Source organism: Pseudomonas savastanoi, from assembly GCF_020917325.1.
In the GTDB taxonomy this organism is placed as follows: domain Bacteria; phylum Pseudomonadota; class Gammaproteobacteria; order Pseudomonadales; family Pseudomonadaceae; genus Aquipseudomonas; species Aquipseudomonas amygdali.
Window position 1 is genome coordinate 3,747,522 of record NZ_CP076652.1, and the last position, 20,785, is coordinate 3,768,306.

19 protein-coding genes are annotated in these 20,785 nt (G+C 58.8%); 7 read left to right on the forward strand and 12 right to left on the reverse strand.

Annotated features, from left to right (window positions below; all coding sequences use genetic code 11):
- Positions 1 to 120: 120 nt before the first annotated feature.
- Genes KP808_RS15690 through KP808_RS15715 form a run of 6 tightly spaced genes read left to right on the forward strand, consistent with a single transcriptional unit; the run spans position 121 to position 6,202 of the window.
- Positions 121 to 3,039, forward strand: a complete 2,919-nt coding sequence (locus KP808_RS15690) for a monovalent cation/H+ antiporter subunit A (RefSeq protein ID WP_230016467.1) — start codon at positions 121 to 123, stop codon at positions 3,037 to 3,039.
- On the forward strand, positions 3,039 to 3,383 hold the full coding sequence (locus KP808_RS15695) for a Na+/H+ antiporter subunit C (RefSeq protein ID WP_002554068.1): 345 nt from the start codon (positions 3,039 to 3,041) through the stop codon (positions 3,381 to 3,383). The genes KP808_RS15690 and KP808_RS15695 overlap by 1 nt, the downstream gene beginning before the upstream one ends.
- The gene (locus KP808_RS15700) at positions 3,380 to 5,065 is read left to right on the forward strand and encodes a monovalent cation/H+ antiporter subunit D (protein ID WP_230016468.1); all 1,686 of its coding nucleotides are present in this window, start codon (positions 3,380 to 3,382) and stop codon (positions 5,063 to 5,065) included. Before KP808_RS15695 ends, KP808_RS15700 begins: the two co-directional genes overlap by 4 nt.
- Entirely contained in the window at positions 5,062 to 5,550 is a 489-nt protein-coding gene (locus KP808_RS15705; RefSeq protein WP_058401611.1) for a Na+/H+ antiporter subunit E, read from the forward strand. The genes KP808_RS15700 and KP808_RS15705 overlap by 4 nt, the downstream gene beginning before the upstream one ends.
- Positions 5,547 to 5,825: a K+/H+ antiporter subunit F gene (locus tag KP808_RS15710; protein ID WP_002554071.1), complete on the forward strand. Its 279-nt coding sequence runs from the start codon at positions 5,547 to 5,549 to the stop codon at positions 5,823 to 5,825. Before KP808_RS15705 ends, KP808_RS15710 begins: the two co-directional genes overlap by 4 nt.
- Entirely contained in the window at positions 5,822 to 6,202 is a 381-nt protein-coding gene (locus KP808_RS15715; RefSeq protein WP_002554072.1) for a Na+/H+ antiporter subunit G, read from the forward strand. Before KP808_RS15710 ends, KP808_RS15715 begins: the two co-directional genes overlap by 4 nt.
- A gap of 19 nt (positions 6,203 to 6,221) precedes the next feature.
- Here the strand turns inward: KP808_RS15715 and KP808_RS15720 are convergent, their stop codons facing one another.
- Entirely contained in the window at positions 6,222 to 6,689 is a 468-nt protein-coding gene (locus KP808_RS15720) for a hypothetical protein (protein ID WP_058401610.1), read from the reverse strand.
- Between the two features lie 445 nt (positions 6,690 to 7,134).
- On the opposite strand from KP808_RS15720, the gene KP808_RS15725 reads away from it, so the two are divergent.
- Positions 7,135 to 7,374 carry a DUF2789 domain-containing protein gene (locus KP808_RS15725; RefSeq protein ID WP_002554074.1) on the forward strand — a complete coding sequence of 80 codons (240 nt, stop codon included), beginning with the start codon at positions 7,135 to 7,137 and terminating at the stop codon, positions 7,372 to 7,374.
- Positions 7,375 to 7,393: 19 nt separating this feature from the next.
- Here the strand turns inward: KP808_RS15725 and KP808_RS15730 are convergent, their stop codons facing one another.
- The 11 genes from KP808_RS15730 to iolD all read right to left on the reverse strand — a co-directional run bounded on the left by KP808_RS15730 (position 7,394) and on the right by iolD (position 20,784).
- Positions 7,394 to 8,878 (reverse strand): T6SS phospholipase effector Tle1-like catalytic domain-containing protein, encoded by a 1,485-nt coding sequence (locus KP808_RS15730; RefSeq protein WP_230016469.1) that lies wholly within the window; start codon positions 8,876 to 8,878, stop codon positions 7,394 to 7,396.
- Positions 8,879 to 9,160: 282 nt separating this feature from the next.
- Positions 9,161 to 10,765, reverse strand: a complete 1,605-nt coding sequence (locus KP808_RS15735) for a methyl-accepting chemotaxis protein (protein WP_230016470.1) — start codon at positions 10,763 to 10,765, stop codon at positions 9,161 to 9,163.
- 176 nt (positions 10,766 to 10,941) lie between these two features.
- Positions 10,942 to 11,346 (reverse strand): TraR/DksA family transcriptional regulator, encoded by a 405-nt coding sequence (locus KP808_RS15740; protein WP_002554078.1) that lies wholly within the window; start codon positions 11,344 to 11,346, stop codon positions 10,942 to 10,944.
- A 303-nt stretch (positions 11,347 to 11,649) separates the two neighbouring features.
- Entirely contained in the window at positions 11,650 to 12,675 is a 1,026-nt protein-coding gene (locus KP808_RS15745; RefSeq protein ID WP_002554079.1) for an ABC transporter permease, read from the reverse strand.
- 47 nt (positions 12,676 to 12,722) lie between these two features.
- A complete protein-coding gene (locus tag KP808_RS15750) occupies positions 12,723 to 14,300 on the reverse strand; it encodes a sugar ABC transporter ATP-binding protein (protein ID WP_058409045.1) in 1,578 nt (525 codons plus the stop codon).
- A 63-nt stretch (positions 14,301 to 14,363) separates the two neighbouring features.
- Positions 14,364 to 15,305: a sugar ABC transporter substrate-binding protein gene (locus KP808_RS15755; protein ID WP_058401606.1), complete on the reverse strand. Its 942-nt coding sequence runs from the start codon at positions 15,303 to 15,305 to the stop codon at positions 14,364 to 14,366.
- 41 nt (positions 15,306 to 15,346) lie between these two features.
- On the reverse strand, positions 15,347 to 15,517 hold the full coding sequence (locus tag KP808_RS15760; protein ID WP_154618444.1) for a hypothetical protein: 171 nt from the start codon (positions 15,515 to 15,517) through the stop codon (positions 15,347 to 15,349).
- Between the two features lie 253 nt (positions 15,518 to 15,770).
- Positions 15,771 to 16,790, reverse strand: coding sequence for a Gfo/Idh/MocA family protein (locus KP808_RS15765; RefSeq protein WP_058401605.1), 1,020 nt, complete (start codon positions 16,788 to 16,790; stop codon positions 15,771 to 15,773).
- Positions 16,791 to 16,856: 66 nt separating this feature from the next.
- The gene (locus tag KP808_RS15770) at positions 16,857 to 17,717 is read right to left on the reverse strand and encodes a sugar phosphate isomerase/epimerase family protein (protein ID WP_122258398.1); all 861 of its coding nucleotides are present in this window, start codon (positions 17,715 to 17,717) and stop codon (positions 16,857 to 16,859) included.
- Positions 17,718 to 17,768: 51 nt separating this feature from the next.
- Complete coding sequence (locus KP808_RS15775; protein WP_002554084.1) at positions 17,769 to 18,779, reverse strand: Gfo/Idh/MocA family protein; 1,011 nt, start codon at positions 18,777 to 18,779, stop codon at positions 17,769 to 17,771.
- A gap of 67 nt (positions 18,780 to 18,846) precedes the next feature.
- A complete protein-coding gene (gene iolD / locus KP808_RS15780) occupies positions 18,847 to 20,784 on the reverse strand; it encodes a 3D-(3,5/4)-trihydroxycyclohexane-1,2-dione acylhydrolase (decyclizing) (RefSeq protein WP_122258397.1) in 1,938 nt (645 codons plus the stop codon).
- Position 20,785: the final 1 nt, after the last annotated feature.

Genomic DNA, 20,785 nt, shown 5'->3' on the forward strand with positions numbered 1-20,785 from the left:
AACTTTTTGCTGTCTTAAAAACAGCAGACACTTTTTGTAGGAAATTTCGGAAACAGTCCCTTTGGTATCGGGGTGTCTGGCACGTATGATGCTTGACATTCCCCTGCAGATTAGAAGCCTATGTCCCTGATAGTTCTACTGCTTCTGCCTTTCATCGGCAGCTGTCTGGCGGCCTTTTTGCCGCACAACGCGCGTAACGCAGAATCGTTTCTGGCCGGTCTGGTCGCCCTCATCGGCGCTATCCAGATGGCATTGTGGTTCCCGCAGATCGCCGACGGCGGCGTTATTCGCGAAGAGTACTTCTGGCTGCCGAGCCTGGGGATGAACTTCGTTCTGCGTATCGACGGCTTCGCCTGGCTGTTTTCGATGCTGGTGCTGGGCATTGGTGCGCTGGTCTCGCTCTACGCCCGCTACTACATGTCGCCAGATGATCCGGTACCGCGTTTCTTCGCGTTTTTCCTGGCTTTCATGGGCGCCATGCTCGGCCTGGTGATGTCCGGCAATCTGATTCAGATCGTGTTTTTCTGGGAACTGACCAGCCTGTTCTCGTTCCTGCTGATCGGCTACTGGCACCACCGCGCCGATGCACGGCGCGGCGCTTACATGGCGCTGATGGTCACCGGTGCGGGGGGGCTGGCGCTGCTGGCCGGCATGATGATCCTCGGCCATGTGGCCGGCAGTTACGACCTGGACCGTGTCCTGGCCTCCGGCGACGCGATTCGTGCGCATGCCCTGTACCCGGTGTTACTGACCCTGATTCTGATCGGCGCGCTGACCAAAAGCGCCCAGTTCCCCTTCCATTTCTGGCTGCCCCACGCAATGGCCGCCCCTACACCCGTGTCGGCGTATCTGCACTCGGCGACCATGGTCAAGGCCGGGGTGTTTCTCATGGCACGAATGTGGCCTGCGTTGTCCGGCACTGAGCAATGGTTCTGGATCGTCAGCGGCGCAGGTGCCTGCACGCTGATTCTGGGTGCCTACGCGGCCATCTTCCAGAATGATCTGAAGGGCCTGCTGGCCTACTCGACCATCAGTCATCTGGGCCTGATCACGCTGTTGCTGGGCCTCAACAGCCCGCTGGCTGCGGTAGCTGCGGTCTTTCACATTCTCAACCACGCGACCTTCAAGGCCTCGCTGTTCATGGCCGCCGGGATTATCGACCACGAGAGCGGAACGCGAGATATCCGGCGTCTCAGTGGGCTGGTGAAGCTGCTCCCCTACACCGCAACACTGGCGATGGTCGCCAGTGCATCGATGGCCGGCGTGCCGCTGCTCAACGGGTTTCTGTCCAAGGAAATGTTCTTTGCCGAAACCGTGTTCATTTCCGCCACTGCCTGGGTCGAAATTGCCTTGCCAGTGATCGCGACCATCGCCGGGATATTCAGCGTTGCCTATTCGCTGCGCTTCACGGTCGATGTGTTTTTCGGTCCGGCGGCCAAGGACCTGCCGCACTTGCCGCATGAGCCGCCGCGCTGGATGCGTGCGCCGGTAGAACTGCTGGTGCTGACGTGCTTGATCGTGGGGATTTTCCCGGCGCAATCGGTCGCTCCCCTGCTCGCCGCCGCTGCGCGTCCGGTAGTCGGCGGAACATTGCCCGAATACAGCCTGGCGATCTGGCACGGCTGGAACCTGCCGATGGTTATGAGCCTGGTGGCGATGGCTGGCGGTATCATCCTGTATCTATTGCTGCGCAAACCTCTCAAGCACGAGCGCATTACTGCCCCGCCGCTGGTGGGCAGACTCAACGGCAAGCGCTTTTTCGAACGCAGTCAGGTGGTGATGATGCACTGGGCGCGGCGTTTCGAGCGCAAGGTCAGCACTCGTCGCTTGCAGCCGCAACTGTTTCTGCTGGTACTGGCAGCCGTACTGGGCGGCTTCATACCGATGTATTTCAGTGGCCTGACCTGGGGCGACCGGCCGAAGATTCCGGGCTCCGGGGTGTTTGTCACGCTTTGGCTTATCGCAATTGCCTGCGCAATAGGTGCAGCCTGGCAAGGCAAGTATCACCGTCTGGCGGCACTGGTCATGGTCAGCGTCTGCGGCCTGATGACCTGCATCACCTTCGTCTGGTTCTCGGCACCTGATCTGGCGTTGACTCAACTGGTCGTGGAGGTGGTGACGACCGTACTGATTCTGCTCGGTCTGCGCTGGCTGCCGCGACGCAACGAAGACGTCGCCCCACTGAGTGCGCGCCTGCGCGCTCGTACCCGGCGAATACGCGACTTCGGGCTGGCGGTTCTTGTCGGCCTGGGCATGGCGATATTGTCCTACGCCATGCTGACCCGCCAGACCCCCAACGCCATCTCGTCCTTTTACCTGAGCCGCGCGCTGCCTCAGGGCGGTGGCACCAACGTGGTCAATGTGATGCTGGTGGATTTCCGCGGCTTCGATACGTTTGGCGAAATCACCGTGCTGGCGGCGGTGGCGTTGACAGTGTTTGCCCTGTTGCGTCGCTTCCGCCCGCCGAAGGAAAGCATTCTGCTGCCCACACAGCAACGCCTGCTGGCCCGTGACGTGGTGACTGACCTGGTCAACCCGCGCAGTGCCAGCGATACCGCACTCGGCTTCATGATGGTTCCGGCAGCGCTGGTGCGATTGCTGCTGCCGATTGCCTTCATCATCTCGATGTACTTGTTCGTTCGAGGTCATAACCAGCCAGGCGGCGGGTTTGTAGCCGGTCTGGTGATGTCGGTGGCGTTCCTTCTGCAATACATGGTGGCAGGTACCCAATGGGTCGAGGCGCAAATGAGCCTGCGTCCATTACGCTGGATGGGCACAGGCCTGTTGTGCGCGGTTCTGACCGGAGCGGGTTCCATGGTGCTGGGTTATCCGTTCATGACCACGCACACCGCGCACGTCGATTTGCCGATTCTGGGCGATATTCACATCGCCAGTGCGCTGTTCTTCGATGTCGGTGTGTACGCCGTGGTCGTCGGCTCCACGCTGCTGATCCTCACCGCGCTGGCTCACCAGTCGGTGCGCAGCCACCGTCCGACGCAACTGCCCAAACCCGTTGCCAACCCGCAAGGAATCCTCTGATGGAAGAAGTCATTGCAATCGCCATCGGCGTGCTGGCCGCCTCGGGCGTCTGGCTGATCCTGCGGCCACGCACCTTTCAGGTGGTCATGGGGCTGTGCCTGCTGTCTTACGGGGTCAACCTGTTCATTTTCAGCATGGGCAGCCTGTTCATCGGCAGAGAACCGATCATCAAGGACGGCATTCCCCAGGACCTGCTCAATTACACTGACCCACTGCCGCAGGCGCTGGTACTGACCGCCATCGTCATCAGCTTCGCCATGACCGCGCTGTTTCTGGTGGTATTGCTCGCCTCCAGAGGCCTGACCGGCACCGACCATGTAGATGGCCGGGAGCCCAAGGCATGAGCTGGATGAATCAACTGATCATTGCGCCGATCCTGCTGCCGTTACTGACCGCCGGGCTGATGCTCTGGCTGGGCGAAAAGCATCGGCCGCTCAAGGGACGCATCAATCTGTTTTCCAGCATCCTCGGGCTGGGTATTTCCGTGGTGCTGTTTCTCTGGGTACAGCACAGCGGCAACAGTGGCTCGATCGGTGTCTACCTGCCAGGTAACTGGGGTGTGCCGTTCGGTATCGTGCTGGTGGTGGATCACCTGTCGGCACTGATGCTGGTGCTGACCGGCATCATCGGTGTTTGCGCCCTGTTGTTCGCGCTGGCGCGCTGGGACCGGGCAGGTGCCAGTTTCCACGCACTGTTCCAGATCCAGCTTATGGGGCTGTATGGCGCATTCCTGACCGCCGACCTGTTCAACCTGTTCGTATTCTTTGAAGTCCTGCTGGCAGCGTCATACGGTTTGATGCTGCACGGCTCCGGCCGGGCGCGGGTGTCGACCGGCCTGCATTACATTTCCATCAACCTGCTGGCTTCGTCGCTGTTCCTGATCGGCGCTGCGCTGATCTACGGCGTGACCGGCACGTTGAACTTCGCCGATCTGGCGATCAAGATCCCGCAAGTGGCAGAGTCAGATCTGGGCCTGCTGCATGCTGGCGCTGCCATTCTGGCCACGGCATTTCTGGCCAAGGCAGGCATGTGGCCACTGAACTTCTGGCTGGTCCCGGCCTATTCAGCAGCCAGCGCGCCGGTAGCGGCAATGTTTACGATCATGACCAAAGTGGGCGTTTACACCCTGCTACGCCTGTGGACGCTGCTGTTTTCCGGGCAGGCCGGGGCCTCGGCATTCTTCGGCGGCGAATGGTTGATCTACGGCGGCATGGCGACGATTTTCACCGCTGCGATTGCGATCATCGCTGCCCAGCGCCTGGAGCGCCTCGCCAGCCTGAGCATACTGGTGTCAGCGGGCATTCTGCTGTCTGCGGTCGGTTTCGCCCAGCCGAGCCTGACTTCGGGTGCGCTGTTCTACATGGTCAGCTCGACGCTGGCGCTGAGCGCCATGTTCCTGCTGGGCGAATTGGTCGAGCGTTCCCGCTCGGCCAACGAGATCCCTCTGGAGTACGACGTGGATCAACTGCCCCGCACCCTTGAGTCGCTGCATCCGCCACCCGGCACCAACCTGGACGACGAGCAGAAAGTCGTGGTCGGTCAAGTCATCCCCATGACCATGGCATTTCTGGGCCTGAGCTTTATCGCTTGTGCGTTGCTGATTATCGGCATGCCACCGCTGTCGGGGTTCATCGGTAAACTCACGCTGCTCAGCGCCCTGATGAACCCGCTGGGGCTGGACGTCGCGCAGGACGAAGCGCTCTCAATCCAGGCATGGCTGCTGATCGGCCTGCTGATCTTTTCCGGGCTGGCGTCGCTGATCGCTTTTTCCAGGCTCGGCACCCAGCGCTTCTGGACACCGCACGAGCGTCCTCCGCCGTTGCTGCGCCGCAACGAATGCCTGCCGATCATCATCCTGCTGGGCCTGTGCGTTGCGCTGACGTTCAAGGCAGAGCCTTTGCTGCGCTACACCCAGGACACCGCCGCCGCACTGCATGAACCCAAACAGTATGTGCAGTCGGTGCTTGCCACACGCCCGATACCCGGCCCTACCAGCCAGGAAGTCAGTTCGGAGGGGCAGCCATGAAGCGCCTGTTTCCGGCTCCTCTGCTTTCTCTGGCACTGTGGCTGTTATGGCTGGTGCTGAACCTGTCGATCAGCCCTGGCCACCTGCTGCTGGGTGCCGTGCTGGGCTTTCTCGCGCCCTTGCTGATGGCACCGCTGCGCCCGCTGCCGGTGCGCATCCGCAAACCCGGCACAATCCTGAAGTTTCTGTGCACGGTCGGATGGGATGTGGTGGTGTCCAACCTTCAGGTCGGTTTGAGCGTATGGCGCCTGGAAGGTCGTCCGCCACGCTCGGCTTTTGTGCGTATCCCGCTGGACCTGCACGATGCCCACGGCCTCGCCGCGCTGGCGATGGTCACTACGGTCGTACCCGGAACGGTATGGTCGGAACTGGCATTGGATCGCAGTGTGCTGCTGATGCATGTTTTTGATCTGGAGGATGAAGCGCAATTCATTGAACACTTCAAGACCACCTATGAGCGACCGTTGATGGAGATCTTTCAATGAGTGCACTGCTCGACAACGCGATCCTGATCAGCCTGCTGATCTTCGCCCTGGCGATGGTGATCACCCTGCTCCGCCTGCTCAAGGGCCCCTCTGCCCAGGACCGGGTGCTGGCGCTGGACTACCTGTACATCATTGCCATGCTGATGATGCTGGTGCTCGGCATCCGCTACGCCAGTGACACGTACTTCGAAGCAGCCATGCTGATTGCCCTGTTCGGCTTTGTCGGCTCCTTCGCTCTGGCCAAATTCCTGCTGCGCGGAGAAGTGATCGAATGACCGGACTGCCGAACACCGTGCCCTTCTGGGCCGAGATACTGACCGCCGGGCTGCTGATCGCCAGCAGTCTGTTCGCCTTGACCGGTGCTCTCGGGCTGCTGCGCCTCAAGGACTTCTTCCAGCGCATGCACCCGCCAGCCCTCGCGTCGACGCTGGGTGCCTGGTGCGTCGCGCTGGCGTCGATCATCTATTTCTCTGCTCTGAAGGCAGAGCCGGTGATTCACGCCTGGCTGATTCCGGTGCTGCTGGCAATCACCGTGCCTGTGACCACGCTGCTGCTGGCGCGTACAGCGTTGTTCCGCAAGCGCATGGCCGGTGACGATGTGCCCGCAGAAGTCAGTAGCGGCACTGGCAATGGAGAATCGGCAGGCGGCTGAGCTCTCAGCCTGGTCAGCGTTACTCGCTGGCCTTGAAGGTCAGCTCGCCCTTGCGCCATTTGGCGGCCTTGCCGACTGCGCCTTTGAGAACCTTGCTCATGCCGATCTGCAACTGCTCTTTTGCGGCAAACACCATGACCACAGCCTGACCTTCCTTGAACACAATGCCGTGGCCTTCAGGGATATCGACGAATGCATATTCGCCCAGCCCATACACAGTCATTTTGATTTCACGGAATTTCAATTCGAGCTTGCCGCCTTCACGGCTTGGCAATACCGACGCGCGGAAATGATCGCCTACCTTGAGCTCCAGGCGCGGCTTGTCGTCGACGACCAGAGCGGTTTCGGTGTCGATTTCAGCGATATAAATACCTTCGGCTGACTGCTCGGTGATGTAGACAAAACGGGACTGAAACTGCTTGACCAACTGTGCGCGGAGATCGCCGAGCACGAACAAGGCATGGGTATCCAGATTACTTACAGCCAAAGTACAAACCCTCAAACATGAAAATGAGGCTGCCTGATGTCAGGGCAGTCAAGAAAGTGGTTAATCCATAGACCGCGTCAAGCGACCGGAAATTTTCCGGCACGCTGCACGCAGAAGCGCTGAAAGCGCCACCGCAAACCTTGTGCAGGCGGGTGGCAGATTCTACCGGCTCATGGCAGCTACGGGATATATACCTTTTGTACACTGCAGTGTCGCAAAAGCGCTGGTGCCCTGAAACCGGCGGCCAGCCTGATCACGGCTCAAAGGCTGGACGGGCTCCAGCCAGGCGATCAGTGTGCATTCGGCGATGCTGGAAACATATCACTTGTAGGCAGAGCACAAAAGGCCATCTTCTCACACGGCCAAATGCATCGAACTCTTGAGTGCGTCGGCCACTCCCATAAGAACTGATGAAGACGGGGATATCCCCCGGCGAGGAGATGACATGGAACAGACTACAACGACCATCAACGACCTGTTCGCCCAACTGGCACTGGATTCGGACGATGAGAGCATCGAAGCGTTCATCGCCAGCCATCCCCTGCCTGACGACGTGAAGCTGATTGATGCCGACTTCTGGACGCCGCGGCAGGCTGACTTTCTCAAGGAGCAGCTGCATGAGGATGCCGAATGGGCGATGGTGGTCGACGAACTGAATGTGCGCCTTCACAAAAAGCCCGAGTGAACCACTCGGGCGTTGATTCCTACTGCGGATAACCGGGCTGGCCGACATTGGGATGCAACGTCCTGCCACCCGGTTGCGGAGCATGCACAAAGACGGCGTCGCCAAAGGTGCCCATTCTGCCGACCACTGCATTCCAGTGCGCGGACTGATGGATATAGCGCCAGCGCAATAGCCGCTCTTCATGACTGTCCAGTAAGTAAGGCCCGCCTCGCGCATAATCGATCAGGCGGGCTGAAATGCGTTCGAGCTCGGGAGGAAGCTGAAATTCAAGGCTGTTTGGCACCGGGCCGAAAGGCACCCCCTCGTCACAGGCCAGTGCATGCATGACCTGTAGCGACACCCTCGACAAGTGACCAAAAACCTGGCGGTTCATCCCCACTGCAGCAACGATCGTTTTCATGCCATTCAGGGTTTTTCTGCACGGGTAACATTTGCTTTCGCAGGTCTGAACCCTCAGAAATGCCTGGCTGTCCAGCGGGTCGATCCAGTCATCCCGGCTCATGGCGCTTAACAGGGCCTGGGCGTCCTTCCAGCAAGGCGCCGCCTCACACGGGCTGTCACGATTGACCTGGCTGCTTTGCGGACGCGTGAGCAACACGCTTTCTTCCATCTGTGGAGGATAACCACCGCCTATATCGGAATGGGCACCGGGTAAAACGATTTCTTTCGGCCATGCCGGCAGGACGCTGTTAAGCGCGAAGTTACGCCGTGATTCATCACGAGCCACCAGATGCAGCACCTGTTGGGCACACCCCGGCGGCAAGTAAAGATTGACCCTCCTGTTGTTCGCGTCCCGGGTATTGCCCATATCCCTGAAACTGCCGATGGCGGCGACAGTGTCGAACAGGCCGATAACCTTGAGCTGTACACTGCCGTTGCGCCAACTGAAATGCTCACTGAGCCTGACCTTGCGGCTTTGAAGTATCGGCTCAAGCATTCCTGCCTGCTGTTTCAGCACTTCGTTGGCCAGGTGCCTGGCCGACGCAGCACCGCGACTGAAGCCGAACACGTCCAGCTCAAGCCCTTCCAGTACACAATCCGGGTTGTCCCGTGGAAATGCCTTCAATACCGTTTCAAGCTTTCTGAATGCATTTTCCACCTTGCATATCACACCAGTGGTGCCCCGACCGAAACTCTGCCCCGGCCATACCGAATCACGCCCGCCGGAGGTAGTACCCGCCCCGCTTACATAGATCGAGTAGTACACTCTCAAGCCTGCACTGTCATGTTCGGCAACACGCTGCAGACGATAAAGATCGACCAGCCTGGCTATATTGCTCGGATCATTACTGTAACTACTGCCAGAATGAGCATGACGACCCGCGCACTCTTTAATGTGCTGACCACCATTTATTTCAATCAATGCCTGACAGTCAGCCCCGATCTGACTGTTGACGCGATTATTTCCCGTACCGTCGAAGAAAATTCCGACCCGCGCGGTAACGCGCCGCGTTACCACATCCGAGATTGCTGCTGTTTGTTCGACACTCCATTTATCGTTCATGTCTTTTCCATCCTTAGAGGCAGGCCAAGAAAAGGCCGCACTTAAATCAAAACGTAAATAACGTTGATTTAAACAGCTTGCTTAAAGACGGTGATCAGTCAAGTCATGCAGCGCGTATTCAGAGCATTCCTACAACTTCTGTCGTCAGGTATTTATTATTTATAAACAAACACCTACACGTGTGTGCAAACGGGTTTCAGAACCCGCAATTTCACCAAATAGAAAAACCAACCGGCAGGTTATTTAATACTTGATCTAACCTGAGCCGCCTGTTTTAAAAAATCAGCGGCTTTGCGGTTTATACCCAAGGCGCAGACCACCCCAATGTCGCCCGTTGACCACAATAGGCACGGACAGGTCGTGCATCAACTCGCCAGTGTCCCGCGTGTAGGTTTGCAACAGGACAGGCTGTTGATGGCTGCCGCAGCGAATGCCGGTACGGTCATCGAACTTGCGCTTGCTTCGATTACGCGCATTGTCCACCGTCGCATCGCCTGTCAAAGGCTGACTGAAAGCGTTGTTGTGCGTCGGCACATAACCTTGCTGCGTGCAGGCAATGGCGAATACCAGACCTTCATGGCGCGAGAGCAGCGGTTCTTGCAATGCTGGCAAGACCTGATCGGTGTAGCGATCAAAACGCGTGGTAAAGCGGGTGGGTGAGGTATTGGGGACGGGTTTGTAGTTGCGATCAAACAAGTCATCCAGGCTGACGCGCCCCTGCACAATATCAGCCTCGAATTTTTCCGCGATCAACCGCGCACCTTCACGGGCCAGGTCGTAGATACGCTGGTGATATTCATCCAGACCGACCTGAGCCAGCCGCTGGCTGATGGTCTCGGCCTGCCCCTCCATCTGCACGGCGGCTTTGGCCAGTTGCCGGGTTTGTTCATCGCTGACGGCAAGATCACTGCGCATGTGCTCGACAGCATCGAACAGGCTGGCCAACTGGTCCTGATTGCTCCTCGCGCCTTGAGCAATTTCGCTGACCTGGCTTTCCACCTCGATCGCAAGCCGGGCAATGTTGCCCAGATGCTGGCCGGTCAGCTCGACCTGCTCGACCCCAGCATCGAGGTCAGAAGACAGCTCGCGAATCTGCTCCACCACCTGAGCGGTGCGCTGCTGGATATCGGCCACCATCTGCCCGACTTCCCCGGTGGCGCTGGCGGTACGGCCCGCGAGCCCGCGTACTTCGTCAGCGACCACCGCGAAACCGCGCCCGTGCTCACCTGCCCGGGCGGCTTCGATGGCCGCATTGAGCGCCAGCAGGTTGGTCTGGCTGGCGATGGATTGAATGACCAGCGTCACACGCTGGATTTCTTCACTGCGCTGGCTCAGCGCCTCGATCAACTCACGACTGCCGATAGCACGCTTGCTCAAGAGGTGCATGCGCTCGATGGACTCATTCAGAACGCTGCTTCCCGATTCGCTGCGCTGACGCGCCTCGCTGGCTGCAACCAACGCCTGTTGACTCAACTGGGCAGTCTGCTGCTCGGTCGCAATCATCTGTTCGGCGCTGTTGACTATCTGTCCGGCAGCACCCAGCTGCGACTGCACCTTGCCCGCCAGTTGCCCGACAGAAAATGCCACCTGAGCGGCCGACAGTGCATTGTGACTGGTGGTACGCGACAGGTCGCGGGTCAGCAGCGCGATATCACTGTCACTTGCCTCGACTTGCAAGCCAGGCTGCCTTCTGCGCAACAAAAGCGGCAGCCAGGCCACCAGCAGCGCTGCGGGAATGACGATATAGAGAGACAAACCGATAACGCTCATGGCGGCGAACAGCAGGCACAACACGACACTTTGCACCGCCGGCACCCACCACTTCGACGCAGCACCGCGAGCATCGGCCAGTGGTAATCCGGCTGCCATGGATAGGTTCTCGGCCATGCTGCGTCACCCCGTCGGTATTTATCATTATTACGTTTATTAAACGCTAGATAACGGCCTTATGCCATGCCCCGTTGGTCGTAGCGAGCAATCCGTTTTCGACAAATTCCGCGCACAACAAAACCGGGAGGCAATCGCTTGCCTCCCGGTTCGGTCACTCAGCTGCTGCCTGCGTATCAGGCCTGGCGCTGGTGCTTGTCGATCTGCTCGTGGCGCTCTTGCGCCTCGATGCAATATTTGGTGGTCGGGCTGATCAGCAGACGCTTCAGGCCGATTGGCTCACCGCTGTCATCGCACCAGCCGAAGGTATCGTCGGCAATACGCGAAAGGGCCATTTCCAACTGGGGCAGCATGCGCTGGTCGCGGTCAATCACATTGACCAGCCAGTGACGCTCCTCTTCAACCGAAGCAGCGTCTGCAGGGTCGGCAGGCGTGTCCAGGCTCTCGATCGCAATACGGCTCTGCTCGATTCGCTCGTGGATCTCGACCTTCATGCCCTGCAACAGCTCGACGAAGAAAGCGTGCTGCTCGGCGTTCATGTAGTCATCGGCCGGCATGGCCAGCAACTTTTCCTTTGTCATTTATTTCTCTATAAAAAAACGTGCATTGAGGAGCGGCTTGACGTTGCCGTGCAAACCAATAATCTCCAAGCGCCACCTGGCACTCAATTTACGAGGGGCGGCAGTCTAAGGCCGGCTAGCGGGCTCGGCAACACAATTGAAGGATTTTTGTACAACAATTGCCGTAAAACCCTTGAAATGTGGGCGAAAGACCCAGCCAGCATGCTGCTTGATGAGGCTCTGACCTGCTGACAGCTAATCGGTTCCTGCAACATCCAACGCACAAAAGGGCCTGAAAAGGCCCTTTGATGCAGATGATTGAAATCAGCGCTTGGTCTTGCGCTTGTTGCGATATTGATCGATTACCACCGCCACTACAATGATCAGACCTTTGATAATGTCCTGAACATAAGCATCTACGCCGACAAAGGTAAAACCACTGGCCATTACGCCGAGAATCAGCGCACCGATCACAGTGCCGGTAATTCGTCCTACCCCACCGGACAGGCTGGTGCCGCCGATGACTGCGGCAGCGATAGCGTCCAGTTCATAAGACATGCCCATCCCGGCCTGCCCGGTTGCGGCACGTGCCGAGGCAACCACCCCTGCCAGCCCGGCCAGCAGCCCGGCGATGCTGTAGACGATAACCAGGTGGCGCTTGACGTTGATCCCGGAAGTACGCGCAGCCTGCATGTTGCCGCCGATGGCGTAGGTGTATTTGCCGTACTTGGTGTAACGCAAGGCGATGTGGAAGATCACCGCCACCACCAGAAAGATGATCACCGGCATCGCGCCCTGCCCGATAGCCGTGTAGGAATCCGAGAGCATGCTCACCGGCTGACCTTCGGTGTAGAAACGCGCCAGGCCACGCGCGGAGACCATCATGCCCAGCGTGGCAATGAACGGCGGAATACCGGTTATGGCAATGATGCTGCCGTTGATGGCACCCGCCAGCAGCCCGACTCCGAGCCCGACCACGATCGGAATCCACACCGGCAGGTCGGTCAGGGAAGGGAATACCGCCCGGGAAAAGTCCGAGGTTTGCGCCAGACTCGCGGCAATCATCGCCGACAGTGCCAGCACCGAACCGGATGACAGGTCGATGCCTGTGGTAATGATCACCTGAGTCACGCCGATGGCCAGCAAGCCGATGATCGATACCTGAAGGATCATCAGCACCAGACGCTGGGAGTTGAGCAGAAAGCTCTGATCACGGACGATCCAGCCAAACAGCTCAAAGATCAGGCCGATGCCGATCAGCACCAGAAAAATACTCAGCTCGGTTGGCAGCCGCCGTTTGTTCCTGGTCGGTGCCAAGGCTGGTTTGTTTTGCGAAATCGCGTTGCTCATGTTCGTTCCCCTTTTGTTCTTCTTCTACCGAGCGCTGTAGTGCGAACTCAATGAACCTTGTGGCCGGAGGCCAGATGCATGACTTTTTCCTGGGTCGCTTCGCCTCGATCGAGGATCCCCATCATTTCGCCTTCGTGCATGACCATGACCCGGTCGCTCATACCGAGGACTTCCGGCAGCTCTGAAGAGATCATGATGACGGCCATGCCTTCACTGGCGAGCAGGGAGATCAGGCGATAGATTTCCGCCTTGGCCCCTACGTCGATGCCGCGGGTGGGCTCATCCAGAATCAGTACCCGGGGATTGGTCATCAGCCAGCGTGCCAGCAACGCCTTCTGCTGGTTACCGCCCGACAAGGTGTCGATGCACTGCTCCAGTGACGGGGTCTTGACCCGAAGTTTTTTGCACATGTCCTCGCACAGCGCACGCAGTGCCTTCTGTTGCACGAAACCGTTGCCGGCATAGTTGGCAAGCACGGCCATTTCCATGTTTTCCATCACCGACAGGCATGGAAACAGCCCAGTCAACTTGCGGTCTTCCGTCAACAGCGCAAAACCCAGTTCAATGGCCTGATGCGGGTCGGCAATGTGTACCGTAGTGCCATCAAAGCGTACCTCGCCGCTGTCGCTGGGGGTTATGCCGAACAGGGTCTCGGCCACATTGGTCCGGCCTGACCCCATCAATCCGGCAATGCCAAAAATCTCTCCGGCACGCAAATCGAAACTCACGTCCTTGAAAATGCCGTTCAGGCACAGGTTGCTGACTGAAAGCAGCACTTCGCCTGGCGGCTTTTCCCGCTCGGGGAACAGTTGCGTCAACTCACGCCCTACCATCATGGTGATCAGGCTGTCGCCGTCCATACTTTCGGCGCGCTGCAGGCCGATATAGGCGCCGTCGCGAAAAACCGCTACTTCGTCGGCAATCTCGAAAACTTCGTTCATCTTGTGGGTGATGTAGATGATGCCTTTACCCTGAGCGCGCAGGTCGTTGATGATCGAAAACAGGTGAGCGACTTCGGTTTCGGTGATGGCCGAAGTCGGCTCATCCATGATCAGCACGTCCGAGTTATATGACACAGCTTTGGCGATCTCGACCATCTGCCGCTCGGCGATACTCAGGTTGCCCACCAGGTCTTCGGGATCGAGCCTGATGCGCAGGCGCTCCAGCAGTTCGGCAGTGCAGCGGTGCATTTCCCGGTGATCAACCATGTGCAGACCGTTGAGCTGTTCGCGACCGATCCAGATGTTCTCGGCGATGCTCATGAATGGCATCAGGTTCAGCTCCTGATGGATCATCGCAATGCCGGCCTGAAGGGCCGAAAGTGGCGTCTCGAAGCGAATCGGCTTGCCACGCAAACGGATTTCGCCCGAGTCCGGCTGGTAGATGCCAGCGATGATTTTCATCAGCGTTGACTTTCCGGCACCGTTCTCGCCCATCAGCGCCAGCACGCTGCCGGGGCGCACACGCAGTTGGACGTCGTTGAGCGCGATGACACCGGGGAAGCCCTTGCTGATATGGCTGATTTCCAGCAGATAAGGCGGCTGGGCATCCGGCGTTGGGCTACCGCTGTCACTGGACGGCAGATCGCGTTGTGCGGGCGGGTTGGCAGTAGCTGAACCAAACATGATCACAACTCCTCAAACGGCAGGCTGCGGGAGGAAAGATCCTCCCGGGCCTGGCGATCGTTGTTATTTGAAGGTGGCGACGTTTTCAGGCGTGATCAGGCGATAAGGGATGATGATCGCCTGGGGCTCGACCTTTTCCTTTTTCGCCATTTTCACGGCAGCATCAATCGCTCCGTCGGCCTGGCCCTTGGCGTCCTGGAAAACGGAGACTGCGAGGTCGCCCTTGGTAACGGCGTTGAGCCCGTCTGGCGTACCGTCGACACCGGCGACTAAAACGCTGCCTTTAGCCACATCCACGCCTGCCTGCTTCAGCGCCATCGCCGCGCCAATGGCCATTTCATCGTTGTTGGCCAGCACCGCGTTGAATTTACGGCCCTGGGTAAGCCAGTCGTTGGTCAGGTCCATGCCCTTCTGGCGTAGCCAGATGCCGGTCTGCTCCTGATCTATCTTGATGTCCGGGTACTTGGCCAGCACCTCTTTGATGCCCTTGGTGCGGTTTTGCGTGGAGTTGTTGGCCAGGTCACCCAGAAGAATCATGACACTGCCCTTGCCTTTCATTTTGTCGGCGATGTATTGCGCCTGAAGTCGACCTGCCTCCATGTCATCCGACGTAACGGTGGCGACGCCTGCAGGCAGTTTCGGATCGTCAGGGCGGCGGTTGACGTAGACCAGCGGGATGCCGGCGGCGACCGCGTCCTTGGTGATCCGCGCAGTGGCAGCGGTGTCGACAGGATTGACGATCAGGGCGTCGACTTTCTTGTTGACCAGGTCCTTGACCTGGTCGAGCTGTTTGTTGACGTCCGCGCGGGCATCGACGAACTGCAGGTCCACTTTCTCGGTCGTGGACATGGCTTTGGCCTTGGCATTCATGTCGTCACGCAGGTAGGTCAGCCAGGTGTCATCGAACTGCGACATGGCCACACCGATCTTGATATCGGCCAAAGCTGCACCGCTGCCCAACATCAGCGCAATGGCCAATGAGGTCAAAGCAATCTTGGTCTTCATGAGGATCTGTCTCCAGATTATTGTTGTTCGGATGCAGCGAATCAGCGTGACAGGCGGATCCCGGTTGCTCCGGGAATGCAGAACAGTTGCGCGTCCTTGTGTTGCACGCACATGCCACGGGCAACGATTGTGAGAAATCGCTCCATGGTCCGAATCCAGAATGAAGAGGTGGCAGAACGCTTGGCGGTGAGGCCAGAGGTAGGGGTTTTCATCGACAGTACCTATCTTTTGTTTTGTTTTTGTTGGGTGTGCATCTCGTGACTTGAAAGACCTTCAAAGCCCGAGTGATTCGATAGTCGGTAACCTGAAAAAGACTCTATTGGAAAATATTTTCCAATTCAACTGGTTTTAGAATTTTATTCCATTTCATTTTTATTCGGCTGCAGATACGACAAAGCCCGACGCTTGTCAGGCGTCGGGCCTTGTCCGATGGCAGGCTTTTATATGCAGCGTGGCACACGATGATTACAGCACCACAACCCGCCCTTCACTGGCGCTCAAGCGGGCTGCATCCATGACCTGTGCCGATGCAATGGCATCATGAGGATCAACCGGATTACCGCCCTGCTCGTCAACGGCGCTCTGCAACAGGCGGTAGAACTCAAGCCAGCAGCCGCGCTCCGAAGGCACACGCTCGCGGTGCTCACCCTGCTCGAACCAGCCCCAGCGCCGATGCTCTTCGACACCCCAGCGCTCGCCCTCGGACCGTGGCGTGAGGCCGGCAAACGCAGCCTCCTCCTGACCGTCCAGCCCTTCGACGCTGTAACAACCCTTGGTTCCACTGACCCTGAAACGCGGCTTGGGGGTATTTTGCAGACAACTGCCTGACAGGTGCGAAGTCACACCGCTGGCATGACTCAAGGACACGAAGAACGTGTGGTCCAGTACGTCTTGCGGCGTAGCGAACTGCAATTCTGCGTACACCCGCTCGACCGGCCCGAACAGTACCAGTGCCTGATCCACCAGATGACTGCCCAGGTCACGCAGCATGCCACCACCGCTGGCCTTGCCGACAGAGCGTGGCGAATAGCGCTCGATACTGGACTCGAACCGGCTGATCTGCCCCAGCGCCTTGTTGTCGATCAATTTGCGCACGGTGAGGAAGTCGGAATCCCAGCGCCGATTCTGATAAACGCTAAGCAGCACGCCCCGCCGTTCGGCCGCTTCCACCAGCTCGCGCGCCTGGGCGGCGTCGCTGGCAAAGGGTTTGTCGCTGACCACCCCGACGCCCAGCTCTATCGCTTCAAGGATCAACGCTCGGCGCGAAGCCAGGGGCGTGGAAATCACCACGACATCGACCCCGGCAGCGACCAGCTCAGCCAGCGTGTCGAAGGTTGCCACGCCGGGATGATCGTTGGCCACTTCCTGCTTTCGCTCGGGTGAACGGGTGACAACGCCTGCAAATGTGGCACCGGGCAAACTCGAAATCAGCGTTGCATGAAAGTAACGCCCGCCTTTGCCGTAGCCCACCAGCCCTGCTCGCATGGATATCTCCTGTAGTCCATGAACCTCATGGCCGCAGCCCTCGGTCGTGTATTGGATGCCGCCGTTTCAACGAAGCAGCTCGCTTTTGACCCGCTCCAGCATGAATCGGCTCGATTCATCTGCGCGCTCCTCCCAGGCAAATACGGCCACTGTGGCAATACCGTCGAAATTGATGTCCCGCAATGTCGAGAAGAACGCGTCCCAGTCCACCTCGCCCTGCCCGATGTCCAGATGCTGATGCACCGTTGCCGTGACGCCAGGCGGGTTAACGATGTAGCGCAGGTTGGACGAAGCCCGGTGATTATAGGTATCGGCAATGATCAGGTGGGTGAGCTTGTCACCTGCGTACCGCAGCATGGAGGCAATGTCCCCGACGCCATCATCGTAGAAAAAGGTGTGTGGCGCGGCATACAGGTAATTGATCCAGTCCCGGTCCAGGCCGCGAATGATATCGACTGACTCGTTGTTGCGTTCGCAGAAGTCATAAGGATGGGCCTGGATATCGAGCCGGATGCCTTCTCGCTCGAAGTGCGGCATCAGTTCATCCATGGATTTCATGAACTGGTTTTCGCACACCAGTGCATGATCGGATTGCCCACTGAACTCGGTGTTCATCAGGTCGCAGTCCATTTCCACGGCCACCTGAATGGCGCGTTTCCAGTTGCGCACCGCTGCAATACGCAAGTCTTCATCCGGCGCGGCCCAGTGGTACAGCGGCAGCAGCGAGGAGAGTTTCACACCGGCATCGCTCAGGGCTTTGCGAAACTCCCTGATCCGCGCACGATCCACGCGCGGGTAATTGTAGAACGGCATGAAATCTTCGCGCGGTGAAAGCTCTATATAGTCGTAGCCCAGTTCCGCGGTCTTATCGACCATCGCACCCAGCGACAGGTGGCGATACATGTAAGGATCCAGTGCGATGCGCATGATGCCCTCCTTTTTATTGTTTGAAAAACAACCCGACTCCAGACACCTCTGTCAGTCATAAAACGCGGGACGCATCTCCAGGGCAATCGGTACGACCGCTCCGCTGTTCTGCGCCTGAACACAGGCATCGGCGGCCACCGCAGCGGCATAACCGTCCCAGGCAGAAGGCCCGTAAATCGTGCCCGCGTTGACGCCATCGATGAAGTCCTGCAACTCGACGTCATAGGCAGCAATGAACCGGTCTTTCCAGTCCATCAGGATCGCGTTGGACAATTTCGCTTCGCTGCGCAACTGCACCTGAGAAGGCTCGGGCAGTTTGGCAATGCCGCTCTCGCCGACCACTTCACACTGGATGTCGTAGCCGTACTGGCAGTTGACGAACACTTCGACGTCGATGCGCGTGCCTCTGGCCGTTTCCAGCATCACGATCTGCGGGTCTTTCATGTGCGCGAGGGCCTTGCTGGTCTTGCGCGGGAACACCACCTGCACCGACACATAGTCATCGTTAAGCAACCAGCGCAGCACATTGAGTTCATGAATCAGCGTGTCGGTGATGGCCATGTCGGTCTTGTAGTTCTCGCCGACCCGAGGGTTGCGGTGCGCGCAGTGGAGCATCAGCGGTTCGCCGATCCGGCCGCTGTCGATCACCGATTTCAGGGCGCGATAGCCCTGATCATAGGGGCGCATGAAACCCACTTGAACCAGACGCCTGCCGCTGGCGATCTCGGCCTCGACGATGTGTCGGCAACCTTCGGCGGTTACGGCCAAAGGCTTTTCGCAGAACACCGGCTTGCCTGCGGCAATGGCCGCCAGCACGTACTCTTCATGGCTGGGGCCCCAGGAACAGACCAGCACCGCTTCGACGTCGGGCGCGGCAATCAGCGCGTGGCCGTCGGCATACACTTCGGCACCGATGTCCAGCTCGCGCACCACTTTGGCTGCCTGCTCCAGGTTGATGTCGGTGACGGCTACCACCTGACTGCCAACCAGCGTCTTGCTGCAACGCCGGATATGATCCTGACCGATTGCGCCTGTACCGATCACACCGAGTTTCAATGCCATTTTCATGTTCCTTTTTTTATTGGATGTTGCCGTGAACGGGTCACGGGCGCTGAACGATAAAAAGTGATCAGTACTGACGAGCCTTGGCCAGTTCGCGGTTGAGTTTTTCGTAAACCTGGGCCGTGGTGCCGGTCGTTGATACTTCGGCAACGCCGACACGCCACCACGACAGGTATTTGTGAATCATGGTCTTGGGCAGGACCTTGATGTCGATCAGCGTCGATACCGTTTGACGTTGCGCATCGACAAGCGCCTGGCGCAGTTGTTCGGCGGTGCTGACCTTGTAGGTCTTGCAGCCATAGGCGGCAGCGCTCATGGCGAAATCCACCGGTACAAAGTCGCCGTCGAGCTTGCCTGTGTCGGAATTGCGAAAACGGAACTCGGTGCCGAAACTGTCCATGCCGTGTTCCATCTGCAGGTTGTTGATGCAGCCGAAAGTCATGTTGTCCAGCAACACCACGTTGATCTTGCGCCGCTCCTGAATCGAGGTCGCCAGCTCTGAATGGAGCATCATGTAAGAGCCATCACCGACCAGCGCGAAGACCTCGCGGTGCGGCGCAGCGAGCTTGACGCCCAGTGCCGCATTGACCTCATAGCCCATGCATGAATAGCCATATTCGACGTGATAGGTGTCGACCCCGGTACTGCGCCAGGCACGCTGCAGGTCACCCGGCAAACTGCCCGCCGCCGCAACGATCACTGCATCGGCAGGCAGGTTCTGGTTAAGAATGCCCAGTACGCCGCTCTGGGTCAGACACGAGCCGGTCAGCTCGATGAACTCGCGTAGCACGGCCGGGTCCAGGTGATCGTTGATTTCCGGGACGAAATCCTCGCTCTGGTACTCGACCGCATACAGGCGATCAACCTCGGCATCCAGCTGCGCACGGGCTGTCTGCGGCGCATCGCCCCAGGCAGCACGGTAACCGCTGGCTTGCAGGCTTTCAGTCAGTGCCTGCAATGCCACCTGCGCATCGGCCAGGACCTGCACGCCATCCAGCTTCTGCACATCGAAGGCGCCGACATTGAGGTTGAGAAATTGCACATCCGGGTTCTGGAACAGCCATTTCGACGCGGTGGTGAAATCGCTGTAGCGGGTGCCGACGCCGATGATCAGGTCCGCCTCTTTCGCCAGCTGATTGGCCGCCACCGTGCCGGTCTCGCCGATGCCGCCCATGTTCAGCGGGTGCGCCGAAACGATGGCACTCTTGCCTGCCTGGGTTTCGGCGAACGGGATATCGAAGCGCTCGGCAAAGGCTTGCAAGGCGTCGGCTGCGCTGGAATAACGCACGCCACCACCGCAGATCAGCAGCGGTTTGCGCTTGCCGGCCAGCAGCTTCAACGCATCGTCAAGCATGGCCTTGCTGGGCGGGCGGCGGTCGATACGGTGCACACGTTTTTGCAGGAAGCTGTCCGGGTAATCGTAGGCCTCGGCCTGCACATCCTGAGGCAGCGCCAGCGTGACGGCACCGGTATCAGCCGGGTCGGTCAGTACGCGCATGGCATTGAGCGCTGCGCTCATCAACTGCTCGGGACGGTTGATACGGTCCCAGTATTTGCTCACCGCCTTGAATGCATCGTTGGTGCTGATGCTCAGGTCGTGAAACTGCTCGATCTGCTGCAGCACCGGGTCAGGCTGGCGGCTGGCATAGACGTCCCCCGGCAACAGCAGCAACGGAATGCGGTTGGCCGAGGCGGTTGCGGCGGCGGTGATCATGTTCGCCGCGCCTGGCCCGACCGAAGAGCTGCACGCGTAGATCTTGCGCCGCAGGTGCTGCTTGGCAAAACCGATGGCGGCGTGGCACATGCCCTGCTCGTTACGGCCTTGATGAACCATCAGGTCGCCGCTGTCCTGTTCCAGCGCCTGCCCAAGACCCAGCACGTTGCCATGCCCGAAAATGGTGAAGATGCCAGCGACGAATTTGCTCTGCACGCCGTCGACTTCGACGTACTGGTTATCGAGAAACTTCACCAGGGCCTGGGCCATGGTCAGTCGGGTTGTACTCATG